General features: G+C 67.7%; 24 protein-coding genes. 14 read left to right on the top strand and 10 right to left on the bottom strand.

Features of this window, described 5'->3' with window-relative positions; all coding sequences use genetic code 11:
• Positions 1 to 4: 4 nt before the first annotated feature.
• Positions 5 to 1,546, bottom strand: coding sequence for a protein kinase (locus H6717_04395; protein ID MCB9576261.1), 1,542 nt, complete (start codon positions 1,544 to 1,546; stop codon positions 5 to 7).
• Positions 1,547 to 1,566: 20 nt separating this feature from the next.
• Here H6717_04395 and H6717_04390 point away from each other — a divergent pair, with 20 nt between their 5' ends.
• From H6717_04390 to H6717_04380, 3 genes are read left to right on the top strand one after another with little or no spacing between them, the layout of a single operon-like run.
• Complete coding sequence (locus H6717_04390) at positions 1,567 to 2,238, top strand: DNA-3-methyladenine glycosylase (GenBank protein ID MCB9576260.1); 672 nt, start codon at positions 1,567 to 1,569, stop codon at positions 2,236 to 2,238.
• Complete coding sequence (coaBC, locus tag H6717_04385; GenBank protein MCB9576259.1) at positions 2,235 to 3,515, top strand: bifunctional phosphopantothenoylcysteine decarboxylase/phosphopantothenate--cysteine ligase CoaBC; 1,281 nt, start codon at positions 2,235 to 2,237, stop codon at positions 3,513 to 3,515. The genes H6717_04390 and coaBC overlap by 4 nt, the downstream gene beginning before the upstream one ends.
• A gap of 1 nt (position 3,516) precedes the next feature.
• Positions 3,517 to 4,185 carry a CPBP family intramembrane metalloprotease gene (locus tag H6717_04380; GenBank protein MCB9576258.1) on the top strand — a complete coding sequence of 223 codons (669 nt, stop codon included), beginning with the start codon at positions 3,517 to 3,519 and terminating at the stop codon, positions 4,183 to 4,185.
• A gap of 94 nt (positions 4,186 to 4,279) precedes the next feature.
• On the opposite strand, the gene H6717_04375 is transcribed toward H6717_04380, so the two are convergent.
• The gene (locus H6717_04375; GenBank protein ID MCB9576257.1) at positions 4,280 to 5,032 is read right to left on the bottom strand and encodes a YebC/PmpR family DNA-binding transcriptional regulator; all 753 of its coding nucleotides are present in this window, start codon (positions 5,030 to 5,032) and stop codon (positions 4,280 to 4,282) included.
• 41 nt (positions 5,033 to 5,073) lie between these two features.
• A complete protein-coding gene (locus H6717_04370; GenBank protein MCB9576256.1) occupies positions 5,074 to 5,766 on the bottom strand; it encodes an extensin family protein in 693 nt (230 codons plus the stop codon).
• Positions 5,767 to 5,878: 112 nt separating this feature from the next.
• Between H6717_04370 and H6717_04365 the strand changes: the two genes are divergently transcribed.
• Positions 5,879 to 7,444: a hypothetical protein gene (locus tag H6717_04365; protein ID MCB9576255.1), complete on the top strand. Its 1,566-nt coding sequence runs from the start codon at positions 5,879 to 5,881 to the stop codon at positions 7,442 to 7,444.
• 3 nt (positions 7,445 to 7,447) lie between these two features.
• Here H6717_04365 and H6717_04360 read toward each other — a convergent pair whose 3' ends face one another.
• Both H6717_04360 and H6717_04355 read right to left on the bottom strand, forming a co-directional pair.
• Positions 7,448 to 8,917, bottom strand: a complete 1,470-nt coding sequence (locus tag H6717_04360; protein MCB9576254.1) for a diguanylate cyclase — start codon at positions 8,915 to 8,917, stop codon at positions 7,448 to 7,450.
• A gap of 83 nt (positions 8,918 to 9,000) precedes the next feature.
• On the bottom strand, positions 9,001 to 9,804 hold the full coding sequence (locus tag H6717_04355; GenBank protein ID MCB9576253.1) for an alpha/beta hydrolase: 804 nt from the start codon (positions 9,802 to 9,804) through the stop codon (positions 9,001 to 9,003).
• Positions 9,805 to 9,912: 108 nt separating this feature from the next.
• Between H6717_04355 and H6717_04350 the strand changes: the two genes are divergently transcribed.
• Genes H6717_04350 through H6717_04330 form a run of 5 tightly spaced genes read left to right on the top strand, consistent with a single transcriptional unit; the run spans position 9,913 to position 15,154 of the window.
• The gene (locus H6717_04350) at positions 9,913 to 10,350 is read left to right on the top strand and encodes a bacterioferritin (GenBank protein MCB9576252.1); all 438 of its coding nucleotides are present in this window, start codon (positions 9,913 to 9,915) and stop codon (positions 10,348 to 10,350) included.
• Positions 10,347 to 11,702, top strand: a complete 1,356-nt coding sequence (locus H6717_04345; protein ID MCB9576251.1) for a hypothetical protein — start codon at positions 10,347 to 10,349, stop codon at positions 11,700 to 11,702. The genes H6717_04350 and H6717_04345 overlap by 4 nt, the downstream gene beginning before the upstream one ends.
• A 46-nt stretch (positions 11,703 to 11,748) precedes the next feature.
• Positions 11,749 to 12,921, top strand: coding sequence for a metallophosphoesterase (locus tag H6717_04340; GenBank protein ID MCB9576250.1), 1,173 nt, complete (start codon positions 11,749 to 11,751; stop codon positions 12,919 to 12,921).
• 12 nt (positions 12,922 to 12,933) lie between these two features.
• On the top strand, positions 12,934 to 14,466 hold the full coding sequence (locus H6717_04335) for a tetratricopeptide repeat protein (GenBank protein ID MCB9576249.1): 1,533 nt from the start codon (positions 12,934 to 12,936) through the stop codon (positions 14,464 to 14,466).
• Entirely contained in the window at positions 14,459 to 15,154 is a 696-nt protein-coding gene (locus H6717_04330) for a crotonase/enoyl-CoA hydratase family protein (protein ID MCB9576248.1), read from the top strand. The genes H6717_04335 and H6717_04330 overlap by 8 nt, the downstream gene beginning before the upstream one ends.
• Position 15,155: 1 nt before the next feature.
• On the opposite strand, the gene H6717_04325 is transcribed toward H6717_04330, so the two are convergent.
• Complete coding sequence (locus H6717_04325) at positions 15,156 to 15,866, bottom strand: DUF2271 domain-containing protein (protein ID MCB9576247.1); 711 nt, start codon at positions 15,864 to 15,866, stop codon at positions 15,156 to 15,158.
• A 4-nt stretch (positions 15,867 to 15,870) separates the two neighbouring features.
• Between H6717_04325 and H6717_04320 the strand changes: the two genes are divergently transcribed.
• Genes H6717_04320 through H6717_04305 form a run of 4 tightly spaced genes read left to right on the top strand, consistent with a single transcriptional unit; the run spans position 15,871 to position 18,364 of the window.
• Positions 15,871 to 16,161 carry a DUF4266 domain-containing protein gene (locus H6717_04320; protein ID MCB9576246.1) on the top strand — a complete coding sequence of 97 codons (291 nt, stop codon included), beginning with the start codon at positions 15,871 to 15,873 and terminating at the stop codon, positions 16,159 to 16,161.
• Between the two features lie 9 nt (positions 16,162 to 16,170).
• Positions 16,171 to 17,349 carry a DUF3570 domain-containing protein gene (locus H6717_04315; GenBank protein ID MCB9576245.1) on the top strand — a complete coding sequence of 393 codons (1,179 nt, stop codon included), beginning with the start codon at positions 16,171 to 16,173 and terminating at the stop codon, positions 17,347 to 17,349.
• On the top strand, positions 17,349 to 17,861 hold the full coding sequence (locus tag H6717_04310; GenBank protein ID MCB9576244.1) for a hypothetical protein: 513 nt from the start codon (positions 17,349 to 17,351) through the stop codon (positions 17,859 to 17,861). The genes H6717_04315 and H6717_04310 overlap by 1 nt, the downstream gene beginning before the upstream one ends.
• Positions 17,858 to 18,364 (top strand): hypothetical protein, encoded by a 507-nt coding sequence (locus H6717_04305; GenBank protein MCB9576243.1) that lies wholly within the window; start codon positions 17,858 to 17,860, stop codon positions 18,362 to 18,364. The genes H6717_04310 and H6717_04305 overlap by 4 nt, the downstream gene beginning before the upstream one ends.
• 3 nt (positions 18,365 to 18,367) lie before the next feature.
• Here the strand turns inward: H6717_04305 and H6717_04300 are convergent, their stop codons facing one another.
• The 3 genes from H6717_04300 to H6717_04290 are packed head-to-tail and all read right to left on the bottom strand — an operon-like array spanning position 18,368 to position 22,071.
• Positions 18,368 to 19,111 (bottom strand): hypothetical protein, encoded by a 744-nt coding sequence (locus H6717_04300; GenBank protein ID MCB9576242.1) that lies wholly within the window; start codon positions 19,109 to 19,111, stop codon positions 18,368 to 18,370.
• Between the two features lie 30 nt (positions 19,112 to 19,141).
• Entirely contained in the window at positions 19,142 to 20,461 is a 1,320-nt protein-coding gene (locus H6717_04295; protein MCB9576241.1) for a DUF1552 domain-containing protein, read from the bottom strand.
• Positions 20,458 to 22,071, bottom strand: a complete 1,614-nt coding sequence (locus tag H6717_04290) for a DUF1592 domain-containing protein (protein MCB9576240.1) — start codon at positions 22,069 to 22,071, stop codon at positions 20,458 to 20,460. Before H6717_04290 ends, H6717_04295 begins: the two co-directional genes overlap by 4 nt.
• A 198-nt stretch (positions 22,072 to 22,269) precedes the next feature.
• Between H6717_04290 and H6717_04285 the strand changes: the two genes are divergently transcribed.
• Complete coding sequence (locus H6717_04285; protein MCB9576239.1) at positions 22,270 to 22,923, top strand: CBS domain-containing protein; 654 nt, start codon at positions 22,270 to 22,272, stop codon at positions 22,921 to 22,923.
• On the opposite strand, the gene H6717_04280 is transcribed toward H6717_04285, so the two are convergent.
• Positions 22,920 to 23,636, bottom strand: coding sequence for a hypothetical protein (locus H6717_04280; protein MCB9576238.1), 717 nt, complete (start codon positions 23,634 to 23,636; stop codon positions 22,920 to 22,922). The two genes, H6717_04285 and H6717_04280, sit on opposite strands and share 4 nt — an antisense overlap.
• Between the last annotated feature and the right edge of the window lie 8 nt (positions 23,637 to 23,644).

Below are 23,644 nucleotides of genomic sequence, written 5' to 3'. Positions count from 1 at the left end.
TAGCTCACAGGCACTCGGGCTTGGGCCGCTTGATACCGTTCTTGTCGACGGTGTACGGCGGATTGCAGTTGCTCGCGGGTTTTGGCGGCGTGGGCGCCGTCGTAGGCTTGGTCGCCGGCTTGCTGGTGGCTCTGGGGACCACCTTGGCGGTGGTGCCGAGCTTTGGCTTGGCCACGGGCGCACTGGCGCTGGGTGCGGCCACCGGCTCCGGTGCGCTCGCGACCTCCGACACCGCGGGTTGGGGCGGAACGGCTGGGGCCATGGTCTGAACTGGCGGGGGCGACGGCGCAGCTCCGGTGCTCACCGCCTCGACGCTGGGCGAACGCTGGCGTCCCACCAACGCCACCAGCAGCACCACGAAGGCGATCCCAAGCGCCGCCGCGACCCCCAAGAGCACCGCGATCAACGGCCCGCGCTTCGGAGCCGGCGCCACCGCCGAAGGGACGCTGGCGTGGGACGGTTGGCTCACCATCGAGTGGCGCACCTCGGACGGCGACGTCACCTGGCTCGTGACCTCAGCCACCGGGAGTGAGTCCGGCGGCGAGTGCACCTGCGGCCCGACGTGGCTGGAAACGCTCTCGATTTCCGCGACCTGCTCCGCGCGTCGAGAAAGCGCGTCGCCTCCGACGGTTTCCACCCACTCCCCGACCTCCCGGGGAAACGCGGGGCGAGACACTTCCTCGAGCGCGGTCGCGAAATCGCGAGCGGTGGCGTAGCGGAGGCTCACGTCCCGCTCCAACGCCTTCATGACCACTGCGTCGAGCTTCTGCGGCAAGCTCGGTTCCACGCTGGAGGGCAACGGGATCGGATCTTCGAGCAGCTTGGCGAGGACCTCCCCCGGGTCGTTGCCGTCGAACAGACGACGACCGGTCAGCGCCTCCCACAGCACGATGCCAGCGGCGAAGATGTCGGTGCGGCGGTCCACGCCGCGCCCGCGCATCTGCTCCGGCGCCATGTAGCTGACCTTGCCCTTCATCTGGCCATCGCGGGTCGACGTCGCGCGCATGGCGGCCTTGGCCACGCCGAAGTCCAGCACCCGCGCCACGCCGTCGGTCCCCACCAGGATGTTCTGCGGGCTGATATCGCGATGCACGATGTTGAGCGGCGTTCCGCGCTCGCTCTTGGCCTCGTGGGCGGCGTGCAGGCCGTGCAAGGCGCCCGCCATGATGCTGAGGGCGACGGGGGGCGGCATCGTCTCCTGGCGACGCCGCGCCGCCCGGATCAGCTTGGAAAGAGCCTCGCCCTGGACGTACTCCATGACCAGGAACAGCTCGTCTTCCAGGGCCACCACGTCCAGCGTGGGCACCACGTTGGGGTGCTGGATGCGGGCGGCCAGCCGCGCTTCGTCGATGAACATGGTGACGAAGTCCGGGTCCTTGGCGAACTGCGGGTGGAGGCGCTTGATCGCCACCGTGCGGCTGAAGCCCACCTGACCCACGAGGCGGCCAAAGTGGACGGTGGCCATGCCTCCTGCGGCAACTTCCCCATAGATGGCGTAGCGCCCGACGATGCGGGGAGCCTGCTGGGCTGCCTCGGCCGCGTGCATGCGAACCCAAAGCCTATCAGATGAGCTTGGGCTCTGGTAATCGCCTGGTGAGGATGCCCAAGAAGTGGCCTAAATCGCCTCAGGGAGCCCGATTGGACCGAGATTTCTTCGCTCGGCCGGTGCTCACCGTCGCCCGCCAGCTGATGGGGAAGATCCTGGTGCACGAGACCCCCGAAGGCGTCACGGCGGGCAGGATCGTCGAGGCCGAGGCCTACCGCGGCCCCGAGGACCGGGCCGCCCACAGCTACGGCGGACGCAGGACCCGACGCACGGAAGCGATGTTCGGACCTGCAGGCCACGTCTACGTGTTCTTCGTGTACGGCATGCATTGGAATTTCAACGTGGTCACCGGCAAGGTGGGGCAGCCGCACGCCGTGCTCGTCCGTGCCCTCGAGCCCATCGGGGGCCTCGAGCTGATGGCGAAGCGTCGCAACATGTCGGCCGATCGCGTCGAGCTGTGCAACGGCCCGGGAAAGCTGTGTCGCGCCCTCGGGATCGACGCCAGCGCATACGGCGAGGATCTGACGCAAGGTCCCCTGTATTTGCTCGATGCTCCGAAGATCCGGGTGGCGCGCTCGCCGCGGATCGGCATCGACTACGCAGAGGACTGGAAGCTGAAGCCTTGGCGCTTCTTCGAGCCCGGAAACCGCTACGTCTCGGGCCCGGCCCACGCTAGGCTCGCCCCTCGATGACCGAGAGCCAAGCTCCGCGCTCCCATCCGCCGACCCGACCCCCGGACGGCTCTCACCGCGGGGGGCTCACGGGCAAGCGGGTGGTGCTGGGCGTCACCGGCAGCGTCGCGGCGTACAAGGCCGTGCTCCTCGCGCGCCTGCTGATCAAGCAGGGCGCACACGTGCGGGTGATCCTCACCCGCAGCGGGGCAGAGTTCGTAGGTGCGGCGACCTTCGCCGGCCTCACCGAGAACCCCGTGGAGAGCGAGATGTTCTCCCCGAGCATGGTGGGCGAGCGTCACGTGGAGCTGGCGGCCGAGGCGGATCTCGTGGTGATCGCGCCGGCCACGGCGGACGTGCTCGCGCGCTTCGCCCGCGGCCGCGCCGACGATTTGCTGACCGCGACGGTGCTGTGCGCGACGTGCCCCGTGTTGGTGGCTCCCGCGATGCATCCCGCCATGTGGAGTCACCCCGCGACGCAGCGCAACGTCGCGGTGCTCGAGGCGGATGGTCGCATCGAGCGGGTGGGCCCCGTCCACGGTGAAGTGGCCTCCGGCGACAGTGGCGTGGGCCGCATGGCGGAGCCGGAGGAAATCGCTGCAGCCGCAGTGCTCAAGCTCTCCCCCCGAGACCTGTCGGGCCGGCACCTCGTCGTCACCGCCGGTCCCACGGTGGAGGATCTGGATCCCGTGCGGTTCTTGTCCAATCGCTCCAGCGGAAAGATGGGCTTCGCCATCGCAGAGCGAGCCGCCGCCCGGGGCGCGCGAGTGACGCTCGTCGCCGGCCCCGTGAACCTACCCACGCCCTATGGCGCCCAGCGCGTGGACGTGCGCAGCGCCATCGCGATGCGCGGCGCCGTGTGGCAGGCGCTGGGCCCCGACCTCTCGCACGCCGACGCGCTGATCATGGCGGCGGCCGTCGGCGATTACCGTCCCGCGGAGACTCGCGCCGCGAAAATCAAGAGAACGGCCAAGGAAGCGCAGCTCGAGCTGGTGCAAAACCCCGACATCCTGTCGGAGGTCGGTCTGGCGCGGAAGCAATCAGCGCGGCCCATCTTGGTGGGCTTCGCCGTGGAGACGGACTCGGACGCGAAGGTCGTGGAGTACGCCCGCGGCAAGCTCGCCCAGAAGCGCGCGGACGTAGTGGTGGCCAACCACGCGGACGACTCCTTCGGGCGCGACGACAATCGCATCACCCTCGTCACCAAGAAGAGCGTCGAGCCGTTGCCGCGCCTTTCCAAGATCGAGCTCGCGGATCGCATCCTGGATTGGGTGCTCGATCGCTTCGAAAACTCCTGACATGGCCCCCGTCGCACTCGTCGTCGTGCTGCTCTCCGCAGCCAACGCCCTGGCTTTCCGCCCCGGGATCGCGGGCAGTTGGCAGTTTTGGGCGTTCCTCGCGGTGCCCTACGTGCTGGCAGCCGGCTTCGGCATGTACCGCATGTGGGAAGAGGGCACGCTCACCGAGCGCATCACTCCCCGCTGGGGCGACATTTCCATCGGCGTCATCACCGTGGGCGCGTTGCTGGTCGCGTCCTGGGTCGCGCGCTCGGCGATGGCGCCCGCCGGCACGCCCCAGCAGGCGTGGCTGTTCCGCATCTACCTACAAGTGGGCAACACGGACGCGCTGCAGAAGTCGAGCGCGCTGACGGCGTTGCTCCTCGGCATTCCGGTGCTCGAAGAGCTGGTGTGGCGCGGCTACGTCCTCGGGGAGCTCGAGCGGCGCGTGGGCAACCGCCGCGGTTGGATGCTGGCCACGCTGCTCTACGCGGTCACCCTGCTGCCCACCGCCTACACGTTGCGGGATCCCGTCGCGGGCCTCAATCCCCTGTTGCCCGTGGCCGCGCTGGGCGCCGGCATGGTGTGGAGCTTCGAAGCGTCGCTCCTCAAGCGTCTCGCCCCGGTGGCCCTGAGCCACATGGCCTTCACGTATTTCTCGGCCGTGCAGTTCCACTGGCCGGGCATGTGATGCCGCGACGGGCATCGCGCCGAGCCAACAACAAGACTGCGTGGTCGATACGTGAAAGAGGCTGCCGGCTTCCGTTGTCGGTCCGCCGCGGAAACTACTCGTCGCCCGAAATACGCGCGAGCTCTTCGTCGGACAGCTCGAAGTCCGCATACACGCCCTGCACGTCATCGTGGTCGTCCAGCGCTTCCACCATGTTCATGCACACTTCCGCGTCCCGCCCTTCGACCTGCTTCTTGTTCTTGGGCACGTAGGCGACCTTGCTCTCGGTGATGGGAATGCCGGCTTTCTCCAGGCCGCTGGTCACCTCGTAGAGCTGCTCCATGGGCGTGTACACGACCCACACGTCTTCCTCGTCCCGGTAGTCCTCCGCGCCGGCTTCGAGAGCGGCTTCCATCAGCTTTTCCTCGCTCACGGTCTTCTCGAGCGTGATGGTGCCGAGGTGATCGAAAGCCCAGCCCGCGGTCCCGGAGGTGCCCAGGGTACCGTTGTGCTTCTCGAAGATCTTGCGGAGCTCCGCCACGGTGCGGTTCCGGTTGTCGGTCATGCCCTCCACCAGGAACAACGTGCCGGAGGGGCCCGTACCTTCGTACAGGACCTCGTCGTAGTTGGCGCCGTCGATCTCGCCCGTTCCGCGCTGAATTGCACGCTTGATGGTGTCGGCGGGCATCTGCTGCCCCTTGGCTTCGTTCACGGCCTTGCGCAGACGGGGGTTGCCGTCCACGTCACCGCCGGCGATGCGCGCCGCCGTCACGATCTCGCGGATCAGCTTGGTGAACAGCTTGCCGCGCTTGGCGTCGAGGGCGCCCTTCTTGCGCTTGATCGTCGCCCACTTGGAATGCCCGCTCATGGGGGCCGCTTTAGCTCGAAAGCCGGCCGCCGTCCACGGGATTACTGGGTCAAAAACCAGCGAATGTGCCGACGAACCTCGAAGTGGAAGTGATTGTCGTGGTCACGATTGTAGTGCGGCGTCAAAAGCAGGTTGAAGCTCTTCGCGCGGTCCACGGCGCAGACCAGCTGCCGAAGCTCCTTGGCCTCCGGCTCCTGGGGCTTGGGTGCGTCCTTACCGCAGGTCTTGGAGCCGATTCCATGTCCGTGGAAATCCCGCTTGATGACGAGCTCGCTGCCATCGCGCTTCTGGAGCGAGACGATGTCGATGGCCACTCCCGCCGCATGCCGCTGTCCCGGCGATCGCGCCCAGCGCCCGCGATGAATGCTGTTGTAGCGAATGGCGACGAAACCCCGATCCTTCGCGATGATGGCCAGATCTCCGAGAGCGAGGAGCAGCCGGCAATCGAGCACCGGCCCCTTCTTCTCCACGTGCGCGGTGGGGTGCGCGAACTCGTAGCGCATGCCCAGCACCTTTGCGGGCAGCCGCACTGGGGCATCGATGGTCGGTACCGGCGGACCCGGAATCGCGTCGATACCCCGCGCCTCGAGCTCGGCGAGGCACGCTTTCTTGTCGAGCTTCGCGTAGTGCACGGCCCTCAGCCGTTCCGGCCGCTCGGGGAACACGACCAGCGGATTGGTCGCGTGAGCCGCCGTCGTCACGACGAGCGCTGCGATGGTGAAGAGCCAACGCATGACCCCGAGGGTGGCACTCGATCGCCCACGAAGGAAGTCCGTCGCTTTGCGGGGCGCGCGAGCACGTGTCAATTTCAATATGGACTCCGTGCTGTTACGAACGCTCGCTGCGATGCTGCTGGTGACCGGCTGTGCCGGTCCGGAGGCTGCTCCCACCCTGCGCGCGGCCAAACACGTGACACTGCCCACGATCACGCCGCCGGTGAGCTGCACCACGAAGCGCGACCGTCTGCTGGCGCTTCCGGATCTGGGCGGCACGCCGGCGCTCGATCGCATGCGGGCCCTGGCGCGCGCCAAGGGGGAGCCCGTCGTGTTCGTGCGTGCGCCGCGCTACGCCGGCACGGATCCGATCGTGCGCGCCTACCGAAGGCGCCTGAACGGAAGCCGGTTCCCCTGGGATTTGCTCGACCACTGGAAGCCGCGCTTCGCCGCCAGCCCAGAGCTCGCACGAAGCGTGCTGCTCACCGAGGGCTACCTGTACGCCGATCGCGCCGACGTGGCCTGGGCGCTGTGGGACAGGGTGGAGCTCGGCCTCTTGTTCCGCGACGCAGGGCTCTGGATCGAGCGCGGCGGCGCGCTGCTGCACGCGAAGCGAGTCGGTAGCGGGTACCGCTACCTGGACGGGCCCGATCGCGGAAAGCCCGCCCGCCTTCTGTTGTTCGACCGCGTGGGCGTCGCAGACTCGACGCCGCCGCCTCCCCTGCATCGAGACTTGCGGAGCCTCGCGCATCGGCTCGGCTTCGATCGCGCCCGCATCCAAAGGCGTACGAGCGAAGGACTGCTGGCGACACTTCGTTACGATGGCGTGTGGGTCGACAGCGTGCTCGAGAGCGACGGCGCGAAGCTCACTCTGAGCTGCGAGCTTGCCGCCCCGCCCGGCCTCTCGCAAAGCAAACGGCGAGCGCTTGCACGTGAGCGAGCCCTCGGTGCGTTGCGCGCCGAAATGCTGGCGCAGGTGCGCGCCGAGGTCCCCTTCGACGAGCCCAAGAACGAATGGGGCCAGCAAGATGGGCACCTGCGCGGAACGTGGTTGTCCGCCTATCTACGGGGGGACGATTCCTACAGCTTCAATTTCGATCGCTATCCGGTTTTCGATGATGTCGGGGCTGCGCGGCCACCGCAGGTTTGCATCGACTTCGTCACAGAAACGTTGGAGCGCGCCGCCGGAACCTACTTCCGACCCCGCGGCGAGCCCCCGGGCCGGCACGTGGGGCGGTTGGACTTCGACCTGCTGATCTCGGGAAATCGCCGACAAGTCCCGGTTTTCCTGAGGTTCGCCCAGGAGCACCCGGACATGTTCGAGGTGCACACGGTGCCCGAGCGCCGCCGGATTCCGTATCTGTTCAAGCGCCGCTTCTACGACGCGCTGGTGCGCGACGCCGACGACTACCCAGCGGGTTCCATCGTCGTGATCCACGGCTTCGCCCCCTGGGACCACTACAACGTCCCGCACTATCACACCTTCTTCGTGTACGAGACGGACCCCGTGAGCGGGATGCCCACGCTGCTGGTCGGCAACGCCGGCAAGCCGCGGCTGTCGAGCTGGGAGCCGGTGATGGCGCGCACGCCCGGACGGAAGATCGAGCAAGTGATTCGCGCCCACATCGACTGGCTGGTGCGGGTGACGGGAGAACGGTCCGGCGAGCCGGACGTCCCGCCGCTGTTGGCGGTGAACTGAGTCTCAGCCCACGTCGCCGGCGTCCACCAGGATGCCCTCGGGTCCGGTCTCCGCGTGCTTGAGGGTGGTGATGCGCCGCCCGAGCTCTTCCCGGGCGCTCACCAGGCCGGCGCCGTGGGCGCGACCGATCAGGATGCGCGGCGCCACGGGCGGCACGTCCTCACCGAAGCGCTCCCGGAAGCGGGCCGGCCAGTCCCGGCGAAACGCCTCCAGCTCGGCTTTGAGCCCCCGACGCTCCGGCGCTGCGACCAGGATGAACTCGTCGCCGCCATCGCGGATGGCGCGTACGGCATCGATACCTTCCAGCTCCTCGGCGAAGGCGCGCAGCACTTCGTCGCCGCGATCCTGACCGTAGGCGTTGTTGAAGGCGCGGAAGCCGACCAAATCGATGAAGCCGAGATCGACGGGGGCGTCCTGGAGGCCGGGTAGTGCCGAGAACAGACGCGCGAGCTCCGCGAAATAGGCGAAGAACGGCAGGCGAGTCTTGTGATCCCGGTTCGCCGGCGGCAGGTAGGGCCAGCGAAAGCGCAGGGCGAAGGGCTGCCGAGCGGCGACCAGCAGCGTGACCACCTCCGCGGAGAGCCACGGCGCCTCGGGGCCCACCGCTCGCCACAAGTCGTCACCGCCCAGCATTCGCTCCAAGAGCTTGCGGCTGGGCTCGAAGTCGAACGATGGATCGATTCGGACCATGAGGTCCGCGGCAACCAACGTGGTGAGCACGTCGGCATCCTGGCTGGCGTCTCCCCAGCCACCGGACTCGAGACGCGCCGCCGCCACGAAGTCGACCAGGTCAGCGACGAGATCGAGCTCCATGCCGAGGGAGAGCAGGGACGACGCGAGCTGCGCGCTGGCGGACACCAACGGCAAGCGGTGGAACGGGAAACGGATGCCGAGCACCGGCCCCGGGGCTTCGCTCAGCGTCGCCGAGTAGCAGGTGGCGATCGCCACCGCCAGCGGATGCAACAGGGCCAGGGAACGCAGCCGGCGGGTCACGCACCACAACGCGAACGTGTCTTGCCAGGGGTCGAGGGCCTGGACGAATCCGGCAAAGTCTCGCCGTAGCACGGGAGCCGCTTCAGCCAGCAGATCTCGTGCCAGATCGCTGCCCCCTTCCGCGACTGCCGCCAGAAGCTCCGCGTTCTCGGTCAGCACGATGGGCGTCGCCAAGCGTTGCTCGAACTCGAAGGGTTCACGCTCGAGCAGCGGACGTTCCGCCGCCCGCCACGCGATCCACTCGCTCTCGGCCTCGGCGTAGGGCGGCATGCGCACCCCGCGCCGATGACTGAGCTCCCAACGGTAGCGCATGTCGCCACGGGGATTGCCGGGCGCACGCGAACGCCAATACTCGAGCAGCTCGCTCGCGTCCCGCTCCTCCCCCAGGGCGTTGGCGATGTTGAGATGCGCCCCAGCGAACGGATCCGCAGGCTCCAGACTGCGACTGGAGTCCAAGATCGCGCGCACGGCGCGTTGCACCGCGGGATCCGCCGAAGCGTGAACCCGCGATAAAACTGCAGAAGGGGGCGGGAGCGTGAGTCTCAAGGGTGGAGCTCCGAGCGTCAACCAGTGACGTATTCGCCTTTCACGAAGGTCGCAATGTGGTCGACGATGAGCCGGCCGTCCTTGACGAACAGGTCGTTGTGGTGCCCCCCCTCCACGACGTAGGTGGTGGCGTTGGGGAAGAGCTGGCCCAGACGGTTTCCCATGCTCACGGGAACGACCTCATCTGCGCTACCATGAACGATCAGTACCGGAATCGTCACGCCGGGCGCCTTTTCTGCGTTCTCGAAGCGATCCCGTACCAAGAAGCCCACGGGCAAGATTGGCATCATCCGTGACGCCATGTCGACCACCGAGGTGAACGGCGAGATCAAGACCAGGCGCACCCCGTGGCCGCGCCGGGCCATTTCCGTGGCCACCCCCGACCCCAGCGACTGCCCCTCCAGCACCACGTCCTCCGGAGACACCCCCAACGTGTTGTGGAGGTGCCAGAGCGCTGCCTCGGCGTCGGTGTAGAGGTTGTCTTCGGTCGCCTCGTAGGCCTTGGCGCGGCCATAGCCGGGGTACTCGGCTGCGAAGAAGCCAATCCCGGCGCGTCGAAATGCCCAGGCCAGCGGCACGAGATCCGCGAGCTCCTCGCCATTGCCGTGGAAGTGCACCACCGTGGGGCCGCCCTTGGGGGCCGGGGAGTGGAAGATGTAGACCGTCCGGCCGGCGGAGCTCGTGGTCTCGGTCATGCGGGCGCCGTCCATCACCGGGCTGTCCCCGGTGACCGGTGCAGGGAACAAGATCTTCCGCTGACCGAAATAGGCCGCCGCGCACAGCGCAGCGTACAGCCCCGCCAGAGTGGTCACGATGGCCATGACTCGCCGGGCCCTCTTCACCCCTGGGAGAGTACGGCTTTGTGGCGGACCAAGCGAGCCCCGACGCTTGACCCCCCGACCGCGGGGCCTCTAACTCTGCGCATGCCCCTGCGTGATCTGGACGTCGAGAAGACCATTGCAATCCTGAATACCATTCTGGAGCACGAGCTCGCCGGCGTGGTGCGCTACACGCACTATGCGCTGATGGTCAGCGGTCCCAACCGCATTCCAATCGTGGACTTCCTCAAACTGCAGGCTCAGGAATCGCTGCTGCACGCGCAACAAGCGGGAGAGCTGCTGACCGGACTCGAGGGTCACCCCTCGATGCACATCGGTCCCATTGCGGAGAGCAACGAGCACAGCATCCGAGCCATCTTGACGGAGAGCCTGAACCACGAGCTCGAGGCCGTGCATCGCTACAAGGAGCTCTTGGCCACCGTGGAAAGCTCCAGCATCTACCTGGAGGAGTTCGCTCGCACCATGATCGGGCAAGAGGAGCGACACCAGATCGAGCTCAAGAAGATGCTCCGCGACTACGGCACATGACTCGAACGCTCGCCATCCTGGGCGCCTGCGTCATGCTGTCGTGCGGCGCCGGCCCGGCGAAGCGCGTGGCCGCGCCACCGCCGCTGCCGCCGTCGGGTTCGGTGTACCGGGTGGTGGACGCCGTGGGCCGCACCTTCGTGGTGCTGGGGCCCGCGGCCTCCGCGCCGACCCAACGCGGAAGGCCCGAGCTCGTAGGGCCCGGAAAATCCCTGGAGGTCGCCGATCGCGAGGAGCTTTCACCCGCTCCGGAGCTCACGGTCATCGACACGACGGGCGCTTGCATCACGACCGCGGGACACGGCGTGAAGCTGGGCGGCGACGGTGGCTGGCTGTCTGCCTTCGAGCTCGATGGCTGCCGCGGGGACCCGGCGCGGCAACGCTTGGCCCTCGTCGGCGCAATCGGCGACGCCCGCTGGGTTGCGCCCAACGTCGAGCTCACTGCCGACGGCAAGCCGGTACCGACCTCGGAGTTCTTCGAGGGCGGCTCCCGCGGCCAGGACATGCGCTGGAGCGCTCGCGTGCCGGGGCTGAACCTCGAGTTCGAGCGTCATTGGCTGGCTCCAGAGCGCGACGCAGCAGTGACCCGCGTGCGGGAGAACGGAAAGGTGCTGGCCGCGTATCGCGCAGAGCTGGAAGGCGCCGTGCACGCGGGACAGCGCTGGCTGTTCGTGTTTACAAGCGCCCGGGAGCGGTCGGTGCTGGAGCTCCAGGGCAACGTCTTCTTGCCGGTGCTCGGACCCGAGCCGGAAACGGCGTCGCTCACGGAGCCCGCCGTCGAGGCGAAGCCGACTCCGGGCCCGGACTTCGCTGCGATGGGCGGCAACGTGCGGGTGACCCGCGCGCCCTCCGCCGGCAAGAGCATCCAGGTCACCGTGAAGGGAGTCTCGCGCGAAGCGGAGCGGCTGACCTTCCAGCTGGACGGCGGTCGCGTACTGCAGCTCTCCACCCCTCCGGAGCTGCCGTCGCCGGTGGCTGCGGGGGACGCGCTGGTACTCGAGATACTGGCCCATGGGGGCGGCCCGAACCGGCGTCATCACGTGGTGGCGCGCAGCCCCGAGGGGGAGCTGGTGTTCGAGGTCGGCAGTAGCAGCTCGAAGGCGAAGGACTTCAGCGTCACGCGCGGCGCGGAACGCATGGCGCAGCCCGAAGGCGACCGCGTCCGGCACGACTATCGCGTTCGCTTCGAGCACGCGGGCAGTAGCGTCGAGGTGGAACCCGGGAGCTTCTCTCGGCTGGACGCGAAATACGTGGTTTGGGGGAGTGCCACGCGACAGGAGCTCGGCAAAGGCAAGAAGCGTCCTCCGGATTTCGTCGAGAGTTGGCTCGACTTTGCGGTGTTTCGCTTGCCCTGACCCGTTTGCACTGGCGCTCCCCCCTACACGCGGCGAAACTTCCGTCATGGTTCGGCTGGAGTGGCTCGCCCCGGTGGCGGCCTTGGGACTTTCCTTGTTCATGACCGCGGCCTGCGGCTCCGACGACGACGCCGGCTCCGGCGGGTCGGCCGGCTCCGGCGCCACCGCTGGAACGTCCGGAAGCGGCGGCAGCAGCGGAGGCAGCAGCGGCGGAACGGGCGGCACCGCGGGCGCGGGAGCCAGTGCCGGCAGCGGCGGCAGCTCCGCCACGGGCGGAGCGAGCGGCGCCGGAGGCGGCGGCGGCAGCGCGGGCAACGGTGGGGCCTCCGGCATTGCCACGGATCCGAACCTGCGCGTCGCGTTCATCGGCGACAGCGGCGAGGGCGCGAATTTCAAGTCCGTGCTCGCGCTCATCAAGGCGGAGAAGGCCGACTTCGTCCTGCACCAGGGCGACTTCGACTACAGCAACGACCCCGACGGTTTCTTCCAGGCCATCACCGACACCCTGGGCGCCAAGTACCCGTATTTCGCTTCCGTGGGCAATCACGACGCCGGCTCGTGGTCGGGCTACGTCACGCACATCAAGCAGCGCATGGCGGACAACAACGTCACCCCGGACGACCCGGATCTGTCAGATCAGAAGTACGCCATCGAGTATCGCGGGCTGAAGGTGGTGTTCGTCGGCGAGGACGGCAAGAACACGCAGTACGCAAACTACCTCAACGATCAGCTCACCGGTGACGATCACATCTGGAAGATCTGCAGCTGGCACAAGAACCAGAAGCAGATGCAGGTGGGCGGCAAGGGCGACGAGATGGGGTGGGACGTTTACGAGAACTGTCGCAAGTTGGGCGGCATCATTGCTACCGGCCACGAGCATTCCTACGAGCGCACCAAGACCCTGAGCAACATGCAGAATCAGACGGTGGATTCGAGCTGCTCGGATCCCAAGGCCTTGTGCGTCGGACCCGGACGGACGTTCGCCTTCGTGTCTGGCCTGGGCGGACAGAGCATCCGGCCGCAGCTCCTGTGTCTGCCCGCCAGCTACCCCTACGGCTGCAAGCAGGAATGGGGCTTCATCTACACCTCCAATCAAAACGCGAAGTACGGCGCCTTGTTCGTCGACTTCAACGTTGGGGGCGACGCCAAGAAGGCCCACGGCTACTTCAAGACGGTGGACAATCAGACCGTCGACGAGTTCGACATCGTCAAAGACTGAGCTTCCGGCTCCGTGAACGGACCCCTCGCGACGGCGAAGCGCCCGGTGCGCGTGGCGTGGGTCGCCGTGGCTGCGCTGGCGGCGCACATGAGCGCGCTCCGCGGAGGCTTGGTTTGGCTCGACCACGCCCACCTGAGTACCGGCTATGCCGTTCGCCCGCCGGCCGAGTGGTGGCGGTTGTTCACCGAACCGTTCGCGCGGACGGGTTTCTATCGCCCCATCACCGCCCTGTCCCTGTCGCTCGACGCGCTGCTCGGATCGACGGCCTGGTTTCACGCCGAGAATTTGCTGTGGCACGCCGCCGCCGCAGTGGCGACGCTGGCCGCCGCGCGCGCCCTCGGGCTCTCGCGCGGGAGCGCCACCGTGGCAGCACTCCTGTTTGCGGTGCATCCCCTCGGCTCCCTCGTGGCCAGCGCCATCGCCTTCCGTTCGGAAGCGATGATCACCGTCGCCTTGCTCGGCCTCGTCGTCGCCCACCGCCGCGGGCGTCCGGTCTGGGCCGCCGCCGCCGTACTTTTGGGAGCGCTGACCAAGGAGACGGCGTTCGCGCTCGCTCCCCTCTTCGTCATCGCGCTGGAGCTCCGCTACAAGAGGCTCGACAAGGCCTTGCTCGGAGCCGAAGCGGCGGCGCTGAGCGCCGCGGGGGTGCTGCGACTCCTGTATGCGCCTACGTGGTTGGCGACTTTTCCTCAGCTCACGCCGTCCGAAGCCGTGGGCACGCGCCTCGCCACCCTGCCGAAAAGCGCGCTGGCGTTCGTCGCGCCCGTGAGCAACGACATCTGCGACGCGTTTCCCGTGACCAGCGTTTGGGCACCGATGGCGCTCTTCGGCCTGCTGATCGCCGTGGGCTTGGTGTGGCTCGTCGCGCAGAAGGGGCTCGTGGCGTTGCTGATGACCCTCGCGCTGTTGCCGTCACTACAACTGGTTCCGACCTTGCGCTGGTGGTCGCCACACTACTTGTACGTCGCTTGCGCCTTCGCTTGCATGCTCGTTGCGCGAGCCCTCGCACGCCACGCCAAGGTCGTGCTGGTGGTCGTGGTCGCGCTCGCGGCCATGTCCTGGCGCGATGGCCGGCGCTACCAGAACGACGTGGCCCTGTGGCGACCGGAAGTGGAGGCAGAGCCGGCCTGCCGTGAGGCTCACTTCTACCTGGGCGAGAGCGCCCGTGAGGCCCGCGACTTCTCCTCCGCGGCGCGGGAGTACGAGGCCGCCATCACGCCGCGGCCGGGCGTGCTCGCCTACGTCGATCTAAATGCGGCGCTCCAGAACCTGGGTGTGTCGCGATTGGAGCTTTCCGAGTGGGACCGCGCGGCGGACGCCTTCGAGGCGGCCCTCGAGGTTTCGCGCCGCCCCGACATCAAGATGGAGCTCACCCATGACTTGGCACTGGCTCGACTGAAAGGAGGCCACCCTGCCGAAGCCGTGCGCTTGCTCGAGCCCGTGGTGGCCGGCGGCGGGGTCCCTCCAGCGACGCGGCGGCTGTACGACGACGCCCGGCAGGCTGTTCGCGACGGCGCCGATCTGGTAGCTCCAGCGCATGAGTGACAGCCCGGTCAGCTTCGAGCTTCAGGACGACGTGGCGGTGCTTCGCATGGACGACGGCAAGGCGAACGCCTTGAGCTTCACCATGCTGGACGCGCTCACCGAGGGGCTCGCACGGAGCGCCGCCGAGGCGAAGAGCACGGTGCTCATCGGCCGCGCGGGACGGTTCTGCGCGGGGTTCGATCTCAAGCACATGATGGCGGGACCGGCACAGGCTCGGGAGCTCGTCACTCGCGGCGCGGACGTGCTGCTCGCGGCGTACGCACACGCAAACCCGCTGGTCATCGCGTGCACGGGGCACGCCCTGGCGGGAGGAGCGCTGCTCGTGCTCACCGGTGACCTGCGCATCGGTGCGATGGGAGACTTCAAGATCGGCCTGAACGAAGTGGCGATTGGCATGCCATTGCCCATCCTGGCGCTCGAGATGGCGCGAGACCGACTGGCACCCGCCAAGCTCACGGAGGCCACCCTCACGGCGCAGCAGTATTCCCCGATGGACGCCGTATCGGCGGGCTACTTGGACGAGGTGGTGGCACCGGAGGTGGTGGTACCCGCGGCGCTGGAGCAGGCGCGACGGCTCTCCGCCCTCGGGGGCGCGGCCTTTGCCGCCAGCAAGCGCGCACTCCGGGGCCGTTCGATTCAGTACATCCGCGACACGCTGGAGCAGAACCTGCGCGAGTTCGGCGCCTGAGTCAGTTGACCGTCAACGACATGCCGACGAAGTTCGGCGCGTTGGGCGGCGACAGCGAAACGGGGCCCGAGCCCTTCACGAAGTCGACGGTGATCGTGGGACCTGCGGGCCAGATCAGGAACGCGGAGTCCTCTTCGGTGATCTCGAGACCGACTTGATACGTACCATCGGGGACCAGCTGGTGGTTCACGTCGGTGCAGTCCCAGTCCGCGCCGTGCGGTCCGTGGCTGGTCGCCGTCGCCGCGGTGATCGCGTCCACGGTGTTGCCGCCCGAAAGGCCGTTCCACTTGACGAGGTGGAGCCGCCGGGTCTTGCCCCACACGTTGAGGGACTTGATGAACTTGCCCTGGGGCGTCTGGATCCAGATCGCGCCGATGTTCTTCGGCGAGTACTTGCCGTGGTAGGTCACCGTGGTGACGTCGAAGTGGAGTTGGCAGCCGGTCGTGCTGGTGGAGCCGCCACCCCCCGGAGCGCCGCCACCCCCAGGAGCACCACCACCGCTCGGAGCGCCGCCGCCGGAAGGCGCACCGCCTCCGGAGGGAGCACCGCCGGCCGCGCTGCTGCCGCCACCACCGGGCGCCCCGCCGAGACCGGGGTCCCCTGCCACTCCTCCGGTGCCGGGTTCGCCGCCTTGGCCGAGGGAGGGGCCGCCGAGGTCCTGACTCGGAGCCCAGAACGCGGGATCACCGTCTGAAACGGACCCGCAGCCCATCAAGATGAGCGCCGTGAAAAACCCTGCAACTCGCACGAAAGCAAATCCCCGTTGGCGGTGTAGACTGCGCCGGATCACCGTGCCGGTCAACGTCCAACGCCTCGTCGCCATAACGCTGCTCGCGCTGGGCAGCTCCGCCTGCTCCCACGTGGCCGCCTATGAGCGCGGTCGTCTGGCTCATCCGACGATGAACCCGGAAGACGGCACCAGTGCCGGACTGGATCACGTGCGGGCCGTGCAAGAGGGTGCAACGGGCGGACAGATCGGCGTGGCATCCGGTTGCGGGTGTAACTGACGCGCTTCGATGCAACGGCTCCCTTTCTTCGTCGTGCTCTCGGCGCTGCTGGCCGTCGCCACGCCCGGCTCCGCCCAGCAGTCGAACGTTTCGACGGACGTCAAGGGCGAGGTCGCGACCTACGCAGACACGGACTCCGTGAGCGTGGTCTCGCCGTCCGTGGCGGCGACGATTCGCTCTCCCCTCGATGGTTGGTCCGCCGGCGGCAGCTACCTCGTCGACATCGTGTCGGCGGCCAGCGTCGACATCGTCTCCACCGCCAGCGGCAAGTGGCACGAGGTTCGCCACGCCGGCACGCTCCACGCGCAGTACAAGCCCAGCACCTGGGGAGCTTCCGTGTCCGGGGGAGTCTCCCGCGAGCCGGACTACCTCTCGCTCTCCGGCGGCGGCGCGATCACTGCAGATCTGGCGGGCAAAACGGTCACGCCGAAGCTCGGCTACAGCTACTCCCACGACACCGCCGGACGCAGCGACACGCCGTTTTCCGTCTACTCCCTGGAGCTCGACCGGCACACCGTCACCGGCGAAGTGCTGCTGCTGTTGGACCGCGAGACCGTGATCACGGGGGATGTGGACGCCATCTTCGAGGTCGGCAACCAGGAGAAGCCCTACCGCTACGTGCCGCTGTTCGCTCCAGACGTGGTGGATCGCGTGCCGGTTGGCGCATCCATCGCGACCGTCAATGCGCTCCGGCTGCCCGGCAGAGTCGCGGAGCGCTTGCCCACGGACCGCCAGCGCTACGCCGTCTCCGGACGGCTGGCGCAACGCCTGGCGGACACGACCTTCATCCTCTTCGAGCGCTTGTACGGTGACAGCTGGGGAATGCGCGCCAGCACCACGGACCTCAAGCTGGTGTTCGATCTCTCCCGCCGCTTGTGGATCTGGCCTGAGTTTCGCGCACACTTCCAGAACGGCGTCTCGTTCTGGAAGCTCGCATACGAGGGCAGCATGGATGCCGATGGCACCCTGAGAGTCCCTGCGCTGAGAACGGGGGACCGAGAGCTCGGCCCGCTCTCCGCGGGCTCCTTCGGCGCCGGTGGCCACTGGAACATCGGCGGCGGCGCGGATCCGTCCAACCTGGCGCTCATTCTCATCACGGACGCCACCATCACGCAGTACCACCAGGCGCTGTTCATCGACCAACGGCTGTCCTTGTTCAGCGCCCTGCAGCTGGAGGCGACGTTCTGATGCCGCCTCGTCGCTTCTTGCTGCTCGCGCTCGCCATGCTCGCCGGCTGCGGAGATCCAGCACGGGACGACGCTATCGACGCGCTCGGCCCCGAGCAAGGCGGCGTGCCAGCGGGCCCGCTGCACCGCCCGGGGCAGCCGTGCGTGCTGTGTCACGACGGAAACGGCCCGGGAAACATGGTGTTCAGCTTGGCAGGGACGGTGTACCGCTACGCGGAAACCAAAGAGCCGATGGCCAACGCCATCGTTCGCTTCGTGGACGCGAAGGGGAAGAAGACCTTCACCGGAACCAACTGCGCAGGGAACTTCTACGTGCAAGACACGGACTACGACCCGACGTTTCCGGTGTGGACCACGGTGGAATTCGGCGGCGTGCCGCTGGACATGAGCACACCGATCTACCGCGACGGCTCCTGTGCGGCGTGCCACTCGGACCCGGCCGGAGCGGAATCCACCGGTCACATCTATTTCGCCCCCATGGGCCTGGACCTCCCCGGGAGCGGCTGCCCATGACGCGCGTCGCCTTCGTCGCGCTGCTGGCTCTGGCCGTGGTACCGGTGGCCTGCTCCGGCCCACCCGCAGACGAGACCTACCCCATCGCGGCCCCGCCGCGGGACTCGTTTCCACAGGTGGCCGACGTGCTGCATGCGCACTGCGGCTCGCTCGACTGCCACGGGGACTCGAGCCGCAATCTACGCATCTACGGGTACAACGGGCTCCGCATCAACGAAGTGAGCGGCACCGGTGCCACGACCGCGGAAGAGTACGAAGCCACGTATCAAGCGGTGGTGATGTTGGAGCCGGAGAAGATGGCCCAGGTGGTGCTGTCCGGCGGTCGCGAGCCGGAGCGCTTGTCTCTGATCCGCAAGGGCCGCGGAGCGGAGCACCACAAGGGCGGCACGCGCCTGCCGGCCGGCTCGGACGGCGACCGCTGCATCGTGAGCTGGCTCAGAAACGCCGTGGACGCCGACGCTTGTGCCGCCGCGGCCGAGGTCCCGCGCCCCGATACTCAGTAGCCGTCAGACGCCGAGCACGTATCCCAAGGAGAGCGCGATGGCGGTTCCGGAGGAGGGAAACAGCTGCATGGCTCCCAGCTCCAGCACCGCGCCGTGATGCTCTCCGATGGCGGTGTAGGCGCCCACGCCCACCTTGGCGAAACCAGAGCCCGCCTTCTTGTACACGTCCAGGGTTTGGGTCGGAGGATTGTCCGGTTGGTTCGGCGGCGGGGGCGCGTTCGCATCTTCCGCCACCACCACTTCGAGGGAGCCATCCACCTGAGCCAAGCCACCGCCGGCGAACAGGAACGGCTGGATGCCCGCGTCCCCGTAGGACTGCCCCAGGAGCCAGAGCGATGCCCTGCCCTCCAGATGGTAGGGAATGAAGGGCTTGCCGCCATCCGGCGTGGGTCCTCCGCCGCGCAGGACGTAGCCGGCCCGTGCCCCCAGCGTGACCGAATCCGAGAGGGCGTAGTCCCCGGAGAGGAGCATGCGTGTGGTGGCAACCAGCAAGCCCGAGTCCACGTTGTCCCGCACGCCGACTCTAGGGGTGCCGTGATACTGCGACCCCGAAGATCTGAAGCAGGCGAAGCCCTCGTTCAGCTGACTGTCCTTGGTGCACACGTCCGTGCCGGAGGCGAACGCGAGGTCCTGCTCGAGATGGAGCCCGACCCACACCACGGGGTGGTGGTGCCCTTCTTCGGCTCTCACGGGGCCGGAGACGAGAGCGAGCGCGAAGGCGACGAGCCCTGAAAATCGAAGCGACAAGCCCGCCGCTTCTACCATGGACCCGCGCCGTCAGACGAGACCGGGGAGCGGGCCCGTGCCGAACTGGGTGTTCCCGAAGCTGTCGCTGTCGATGCCGAAAGCGTTCTGGAGCGAGACGTGCAGCTTGTTGTGCGGCGTTCCGTCCTCGAACTGCAGGTAGCGGCCGGTCTTGAAGTGGCCGCCCGCGCTGCCTGCCAGGACCCAGGGGATCTTCTTGCGGGTGTGGGAGTTGCCGCGGCCGAGCTCGTTGCACCACAGCACCACGGTGTTGTCGAGCAGCGTCCCCTCGCCTTCGGGGATGGCGTCGAGCTTGCCGAGCAGGTAGGCGAGCTGCTTGGCGTACCAGGTGTTGATCTTGGTGATCTTGCTGATGGCGTCGCTGTCGCTGTCGCCCTTGTGAGACAGCTCATGGTGGCCCACGTCGACCCCCAGCCAATCCATGAGCACGCCGCTCACGCTCTTGGACCACTGCAGGCCGGCCACCCGCGTGGTGTCGCAGGCCATCGCCATCACCAGCAAGTCCATCATCAGCTCGCCCACCATGGGGTAGTTCTTGGCCGCAGTGGGATCGATCTTGTCGCCCAGCGTGACCGGAGCGCAGTAGCCGCCGAGCTGGCCCTTCGGGTCGAGCTTCTTCTCCACGCTGCGAACTGCGTCCAGGTGGGCCTCGAGCTTCGGTTTGTCGGCGGCGGGCATGCGCGCCTCGAGCTTGGCGATGTCGTCCTTCACGAAGTCGATCGCGCTCTTGCGGAGGGCCCGCTGCTTGGCGAGCTCCGCAGGGTCCGCCGTCAGGTTGCCGAAGATGTCGTCATACACACCGTAAGGGTCGACACGCGGGTCCCGCGGCTTGTCGGCGCCGTCGTAGCTCATGCGCGTCCATACGTTCTTGCCGTTCACCTGCACCCCGAGGTCCAGGGACTCCACCCCCAGATGTTGGGCGATCTTCTGGTCGATGCTGATGCCCCCCGCCCAGCCTGCCGTGCCGCTGTTGCCGCCGCCCTCGAAGGGGCCCGGCATGAGGTCGGTGGCGGTGAGCATGTGGCCCATGCCCTTTTGATGGCCATCGCCCGGTCCGCTGGCGGTGCTGGCCATGTCCACACCGTCCAGGATCAGGAGCTTGTCCTTGAAGTCGGCCAGCGGGGAAAGGATCGTGCTGAGCTGAAAGTCCGTCTCGGTGCCTGTCGGCGCCCAGTTCTCGTGAATGGTGCCGTTGGCGGAGAACATCACGATCAACCGCTTGGGGAATTCGCCGGTGGCGCCTCGCGCTTTCATCGACCGCAGGAACGGCAGCGTGAGAACCGCGGCCCCAGCCGCAGCACCGCGCAGGAAGTTACGTCGGCTGTGCCTCATGGCGCGCTCCTTCGGTAGCGGAAACCGTGCGTCAGCACGATGGAGACCAACAGCTCCCGGATGTCGTAGTCGGAAGCCTTGAACTTCTTCTCGGCGAGAGAAAGCGAGCTCTCGTCGCCGGACTCACCCCGCTTCAGCGCGAAGCGCAGCCAGTGACGGGCCACGCAGTCGCGAACCTGTTCGCTCTGGGACAGGCGCTCCGCCAGCTCCACGGCACCGTCGAAGGGCCCGTCCACGTCCTGGGTCTGGAACAACTCGCCCTTCGCATCTACGATGAACTTGCCGTCCTTCTCGCGGTAGCGACCGATACCGTCGTAGTGCTCGAAGCCGAAGCCGATGGGATCCATCAACTGGTGGCACGATGCGCAGGACGGATCCTTGGAGTGTTGTTCGAATTGTTGTTTGGTCGTCGCGTTGGGGTCGGGGTCCGGTGGCACGATGGCAACGTTGGGAGGGGGCGGTGGCAGGGGCTGGCACAGGAGCGCCTCGCGCACGAACTTGCCGCGATACACCGGCGAGCTCTGGTTCGGCTTCGCGTGCGTCGCCAGTAGCGCTGGCAGGGTCAGGAGGCCCGCCCGGTGGGTGGAGTCGAGGGTGACCTTGGACCAGGCCTTGGCGGGCGCCGACACCCCATAAAAGTCCGCCATTTGCTGGTTCACGTAGCTGAAGGGCGCCGTGAGCAGCGTGTCGAGGTGGCCATCGTCCAACACCACCCGCTCGAAGAACGTCTCCGCCTCGGTCTTCATCGACTGGCGGAGGGAATCGTCGAAGCTCGGATAGTAGGACGAGTCCTTGCTGACGGTGTCCAAGCTCTCCAGCTCCAGCCACTGCTCGTGGAACTCGCGAACGGCGTCGGCTGCTCGCGGATCCTTCAGCATGCGCCGCGCCTGAGCTTCCAGCGCCCCCGGGTCCGACAGCTCACCCGTCTCTGCCGCAGTGAAGAGCGTCTCGTCCGGCATCGAGCCCCACAAGAAATAGCTCAGGCGCGACGCCAACTCCCAGGTGGTGAGCGGAACCTTGGTGCTGGTGGCGTCACCGTCGCCGAACTCCACGACGTAGAGGAAGTTCGGAGACTGCAGGACCGCGCGTATGACGACTTCGATGGCCGTCTTGAAGTCGAAGTCCTTCTTGATGTTATCGTACACCGCGACCAGGCGCGCGCTCTCGTCACTGTCCAGGGGGCGCCGGTAGGCCCGACTGGCGAACCCGTCGATGAACTTCTTTGCGCACGCGTCCTCGCCGAGGGTCGCGGGATCGCACGGCAAGAGCGTGCTCAGGTCCTTCACGGCGCGACCAGCGACGCCCTCCGCCGCCTCTTGGTAGCGCTCCGCGAGCAGCGCCGAGACGGTCCCGCCCATGGCGATGCCCAGCGCCTTCTCGTCGGCGGGAAATGCTTGCGCCGGATGAGTGTCGTCGCCGAGCAGATCCCTCACGGTGTTGTCGTACTCGACCCGCGTCAGACGACGGATGGGGGACGAGACGCCAACCGCCTGAGAGCTCTGACCGACGGAGCCGCCCGGAACACCGCTGCCGCCGTTGTCGCTGCCACCAGGGTCACTGATGGTGCCGGTACAGGCTGCGAGCAGACAGGCGGCGGCGAGCAGGACCAGGGAGTGGGGGGAGGACCGAGGTTGTCGCACGAGGCGATACCTCTGCACACATTGGGCCAGGTGCAGCGTCGCTGGAAGGCGCAATAGTTGCCGAATATCAAGATGGTGGGTGCGACGCGCGGGGTCGCACCCGACTCCCGCGGTCGCGGGCGGAATGCCGCGCTCGGTCGGCGGGTTCTCCCCGAGAAGGAGAGCCTCATGGCGCAAATGACGAGCTCCGCAACATGGGGGCAAAGCGCCGAGCGCGTGGTGGAAGCGCGCCACCCCCGGATCCGCATCGCCCACGTCGGCATCGATGCCCGCGGCGTGGACGACGTCGAGGTGGCGTTTCACTGCCCCACCTGCGACACCGAGCTGATCCTGGGTCAGGCCGAGGATCGCGCGCTGTCGTCGCTGCTTGCGCTGGGACGGCCGCGGGGATTTCGGCCTGAACCAGCGGTGGTCCCTCGTCGGGCGCCGGTCGTCCAAGGGGACACCGTGGCCGCCGTACTGGCGGACCCGGACGTGCCCGTCGTGTCGGGCGACGTGCCCTTGGCCGAGCTGGCGAACGTGCTCGCGGACCGAGGCGCCGACCTCGCCATCCTCGTGGACAGGGATGCACAACCTTTCGCGCTGTGCTCGGCCTGCGACGTGCTCCGCACCGCCCAGCGCTTCGGCGAGCGCATGACCGCCCTGTCCGCGCGCCACGTGGCGCGCTCCGGGATCTTCACCGTGCGCGGCGACGCACCGCTCTCGGCGTTGGTAAGCCTGTTCTGCGAAGAAGGAGCCACGAACGTCGTGGTGCGCGGCGACGACGGACGAGTGCTCGGCCTGGTGCGGGCGCACGACGTACTGCGACGTCTGGCCGGTTAGTCACACGCAGGAAACTGAGCGGCGCCCGGGACTTCTTGCGCTTCTTTGTGGGGGATCTGCGTGTCCACCAGCTGGTGTCCGTACACGTCGGTGACGCGGAAGGTGTAGGGGCCGGGGCCCATGCCGGAGGCGTCCACGAAGTAATTGTAAGTCTCTCGCGGCACCTGTTGGAAGCCGTTGCCCTTGTCCACCTCGAGGCTTGCGATGGCGGCGCGGTGGTTCCGGATCTGGAGCGCGGTCCACCACTGGTTGCTGCCTTCCTTGAAGCGATAGCGAATCGGCCCGGAGACGCTGCACGGAACGTAGCGCCAGGAGATGTCCACGCGACCCTTTTCGATCGCCGCGATCTTGGCGAAGGCGTCGGGGCTCAAGTCGATGTCACCGGGCTTGCACTCGGGACAGCGATCCACGATGCGAATCGTGATCTCGCCCTCGGGGCCGACCAGATGCGCGCAGGAACCGCAGGCGTTCGAGCCCGCGTAGTCGGTCTGGTTCATGGCGCCGACCATCAGGTCGTTGGGGGTAGGATCGAAGCCGCAGTTCCCGGAGCCGTCAGCGAAGTCGTAGTAGGTCGCGTCTCCCGTGTGGGTCGCCTCGCCGTTGCAGCTCTTGGCCGTGACGCTATGACTCCCGCCCGCGTCGTCCGAGCCGGAGTTGCTGCACGCCGTGATCGCGACGACCAGCGCGAGCGCCGCGACGATTCGCCTCGCCATACCCCGAG

The sequence above is a fragment of the Polyangiaceae bacterium genome, assembly GCA_020633235.1.
Taxonomy (GTDB): Bacteria; Myxococcota_A; Polyangia; order Polyangiales; family Polyangiaceae; genus JACKEA01.
Note: the sequence above shows the minus strand (reverse complement) of the source record. Positions and strands in the feature narration are given on the sequence as shown.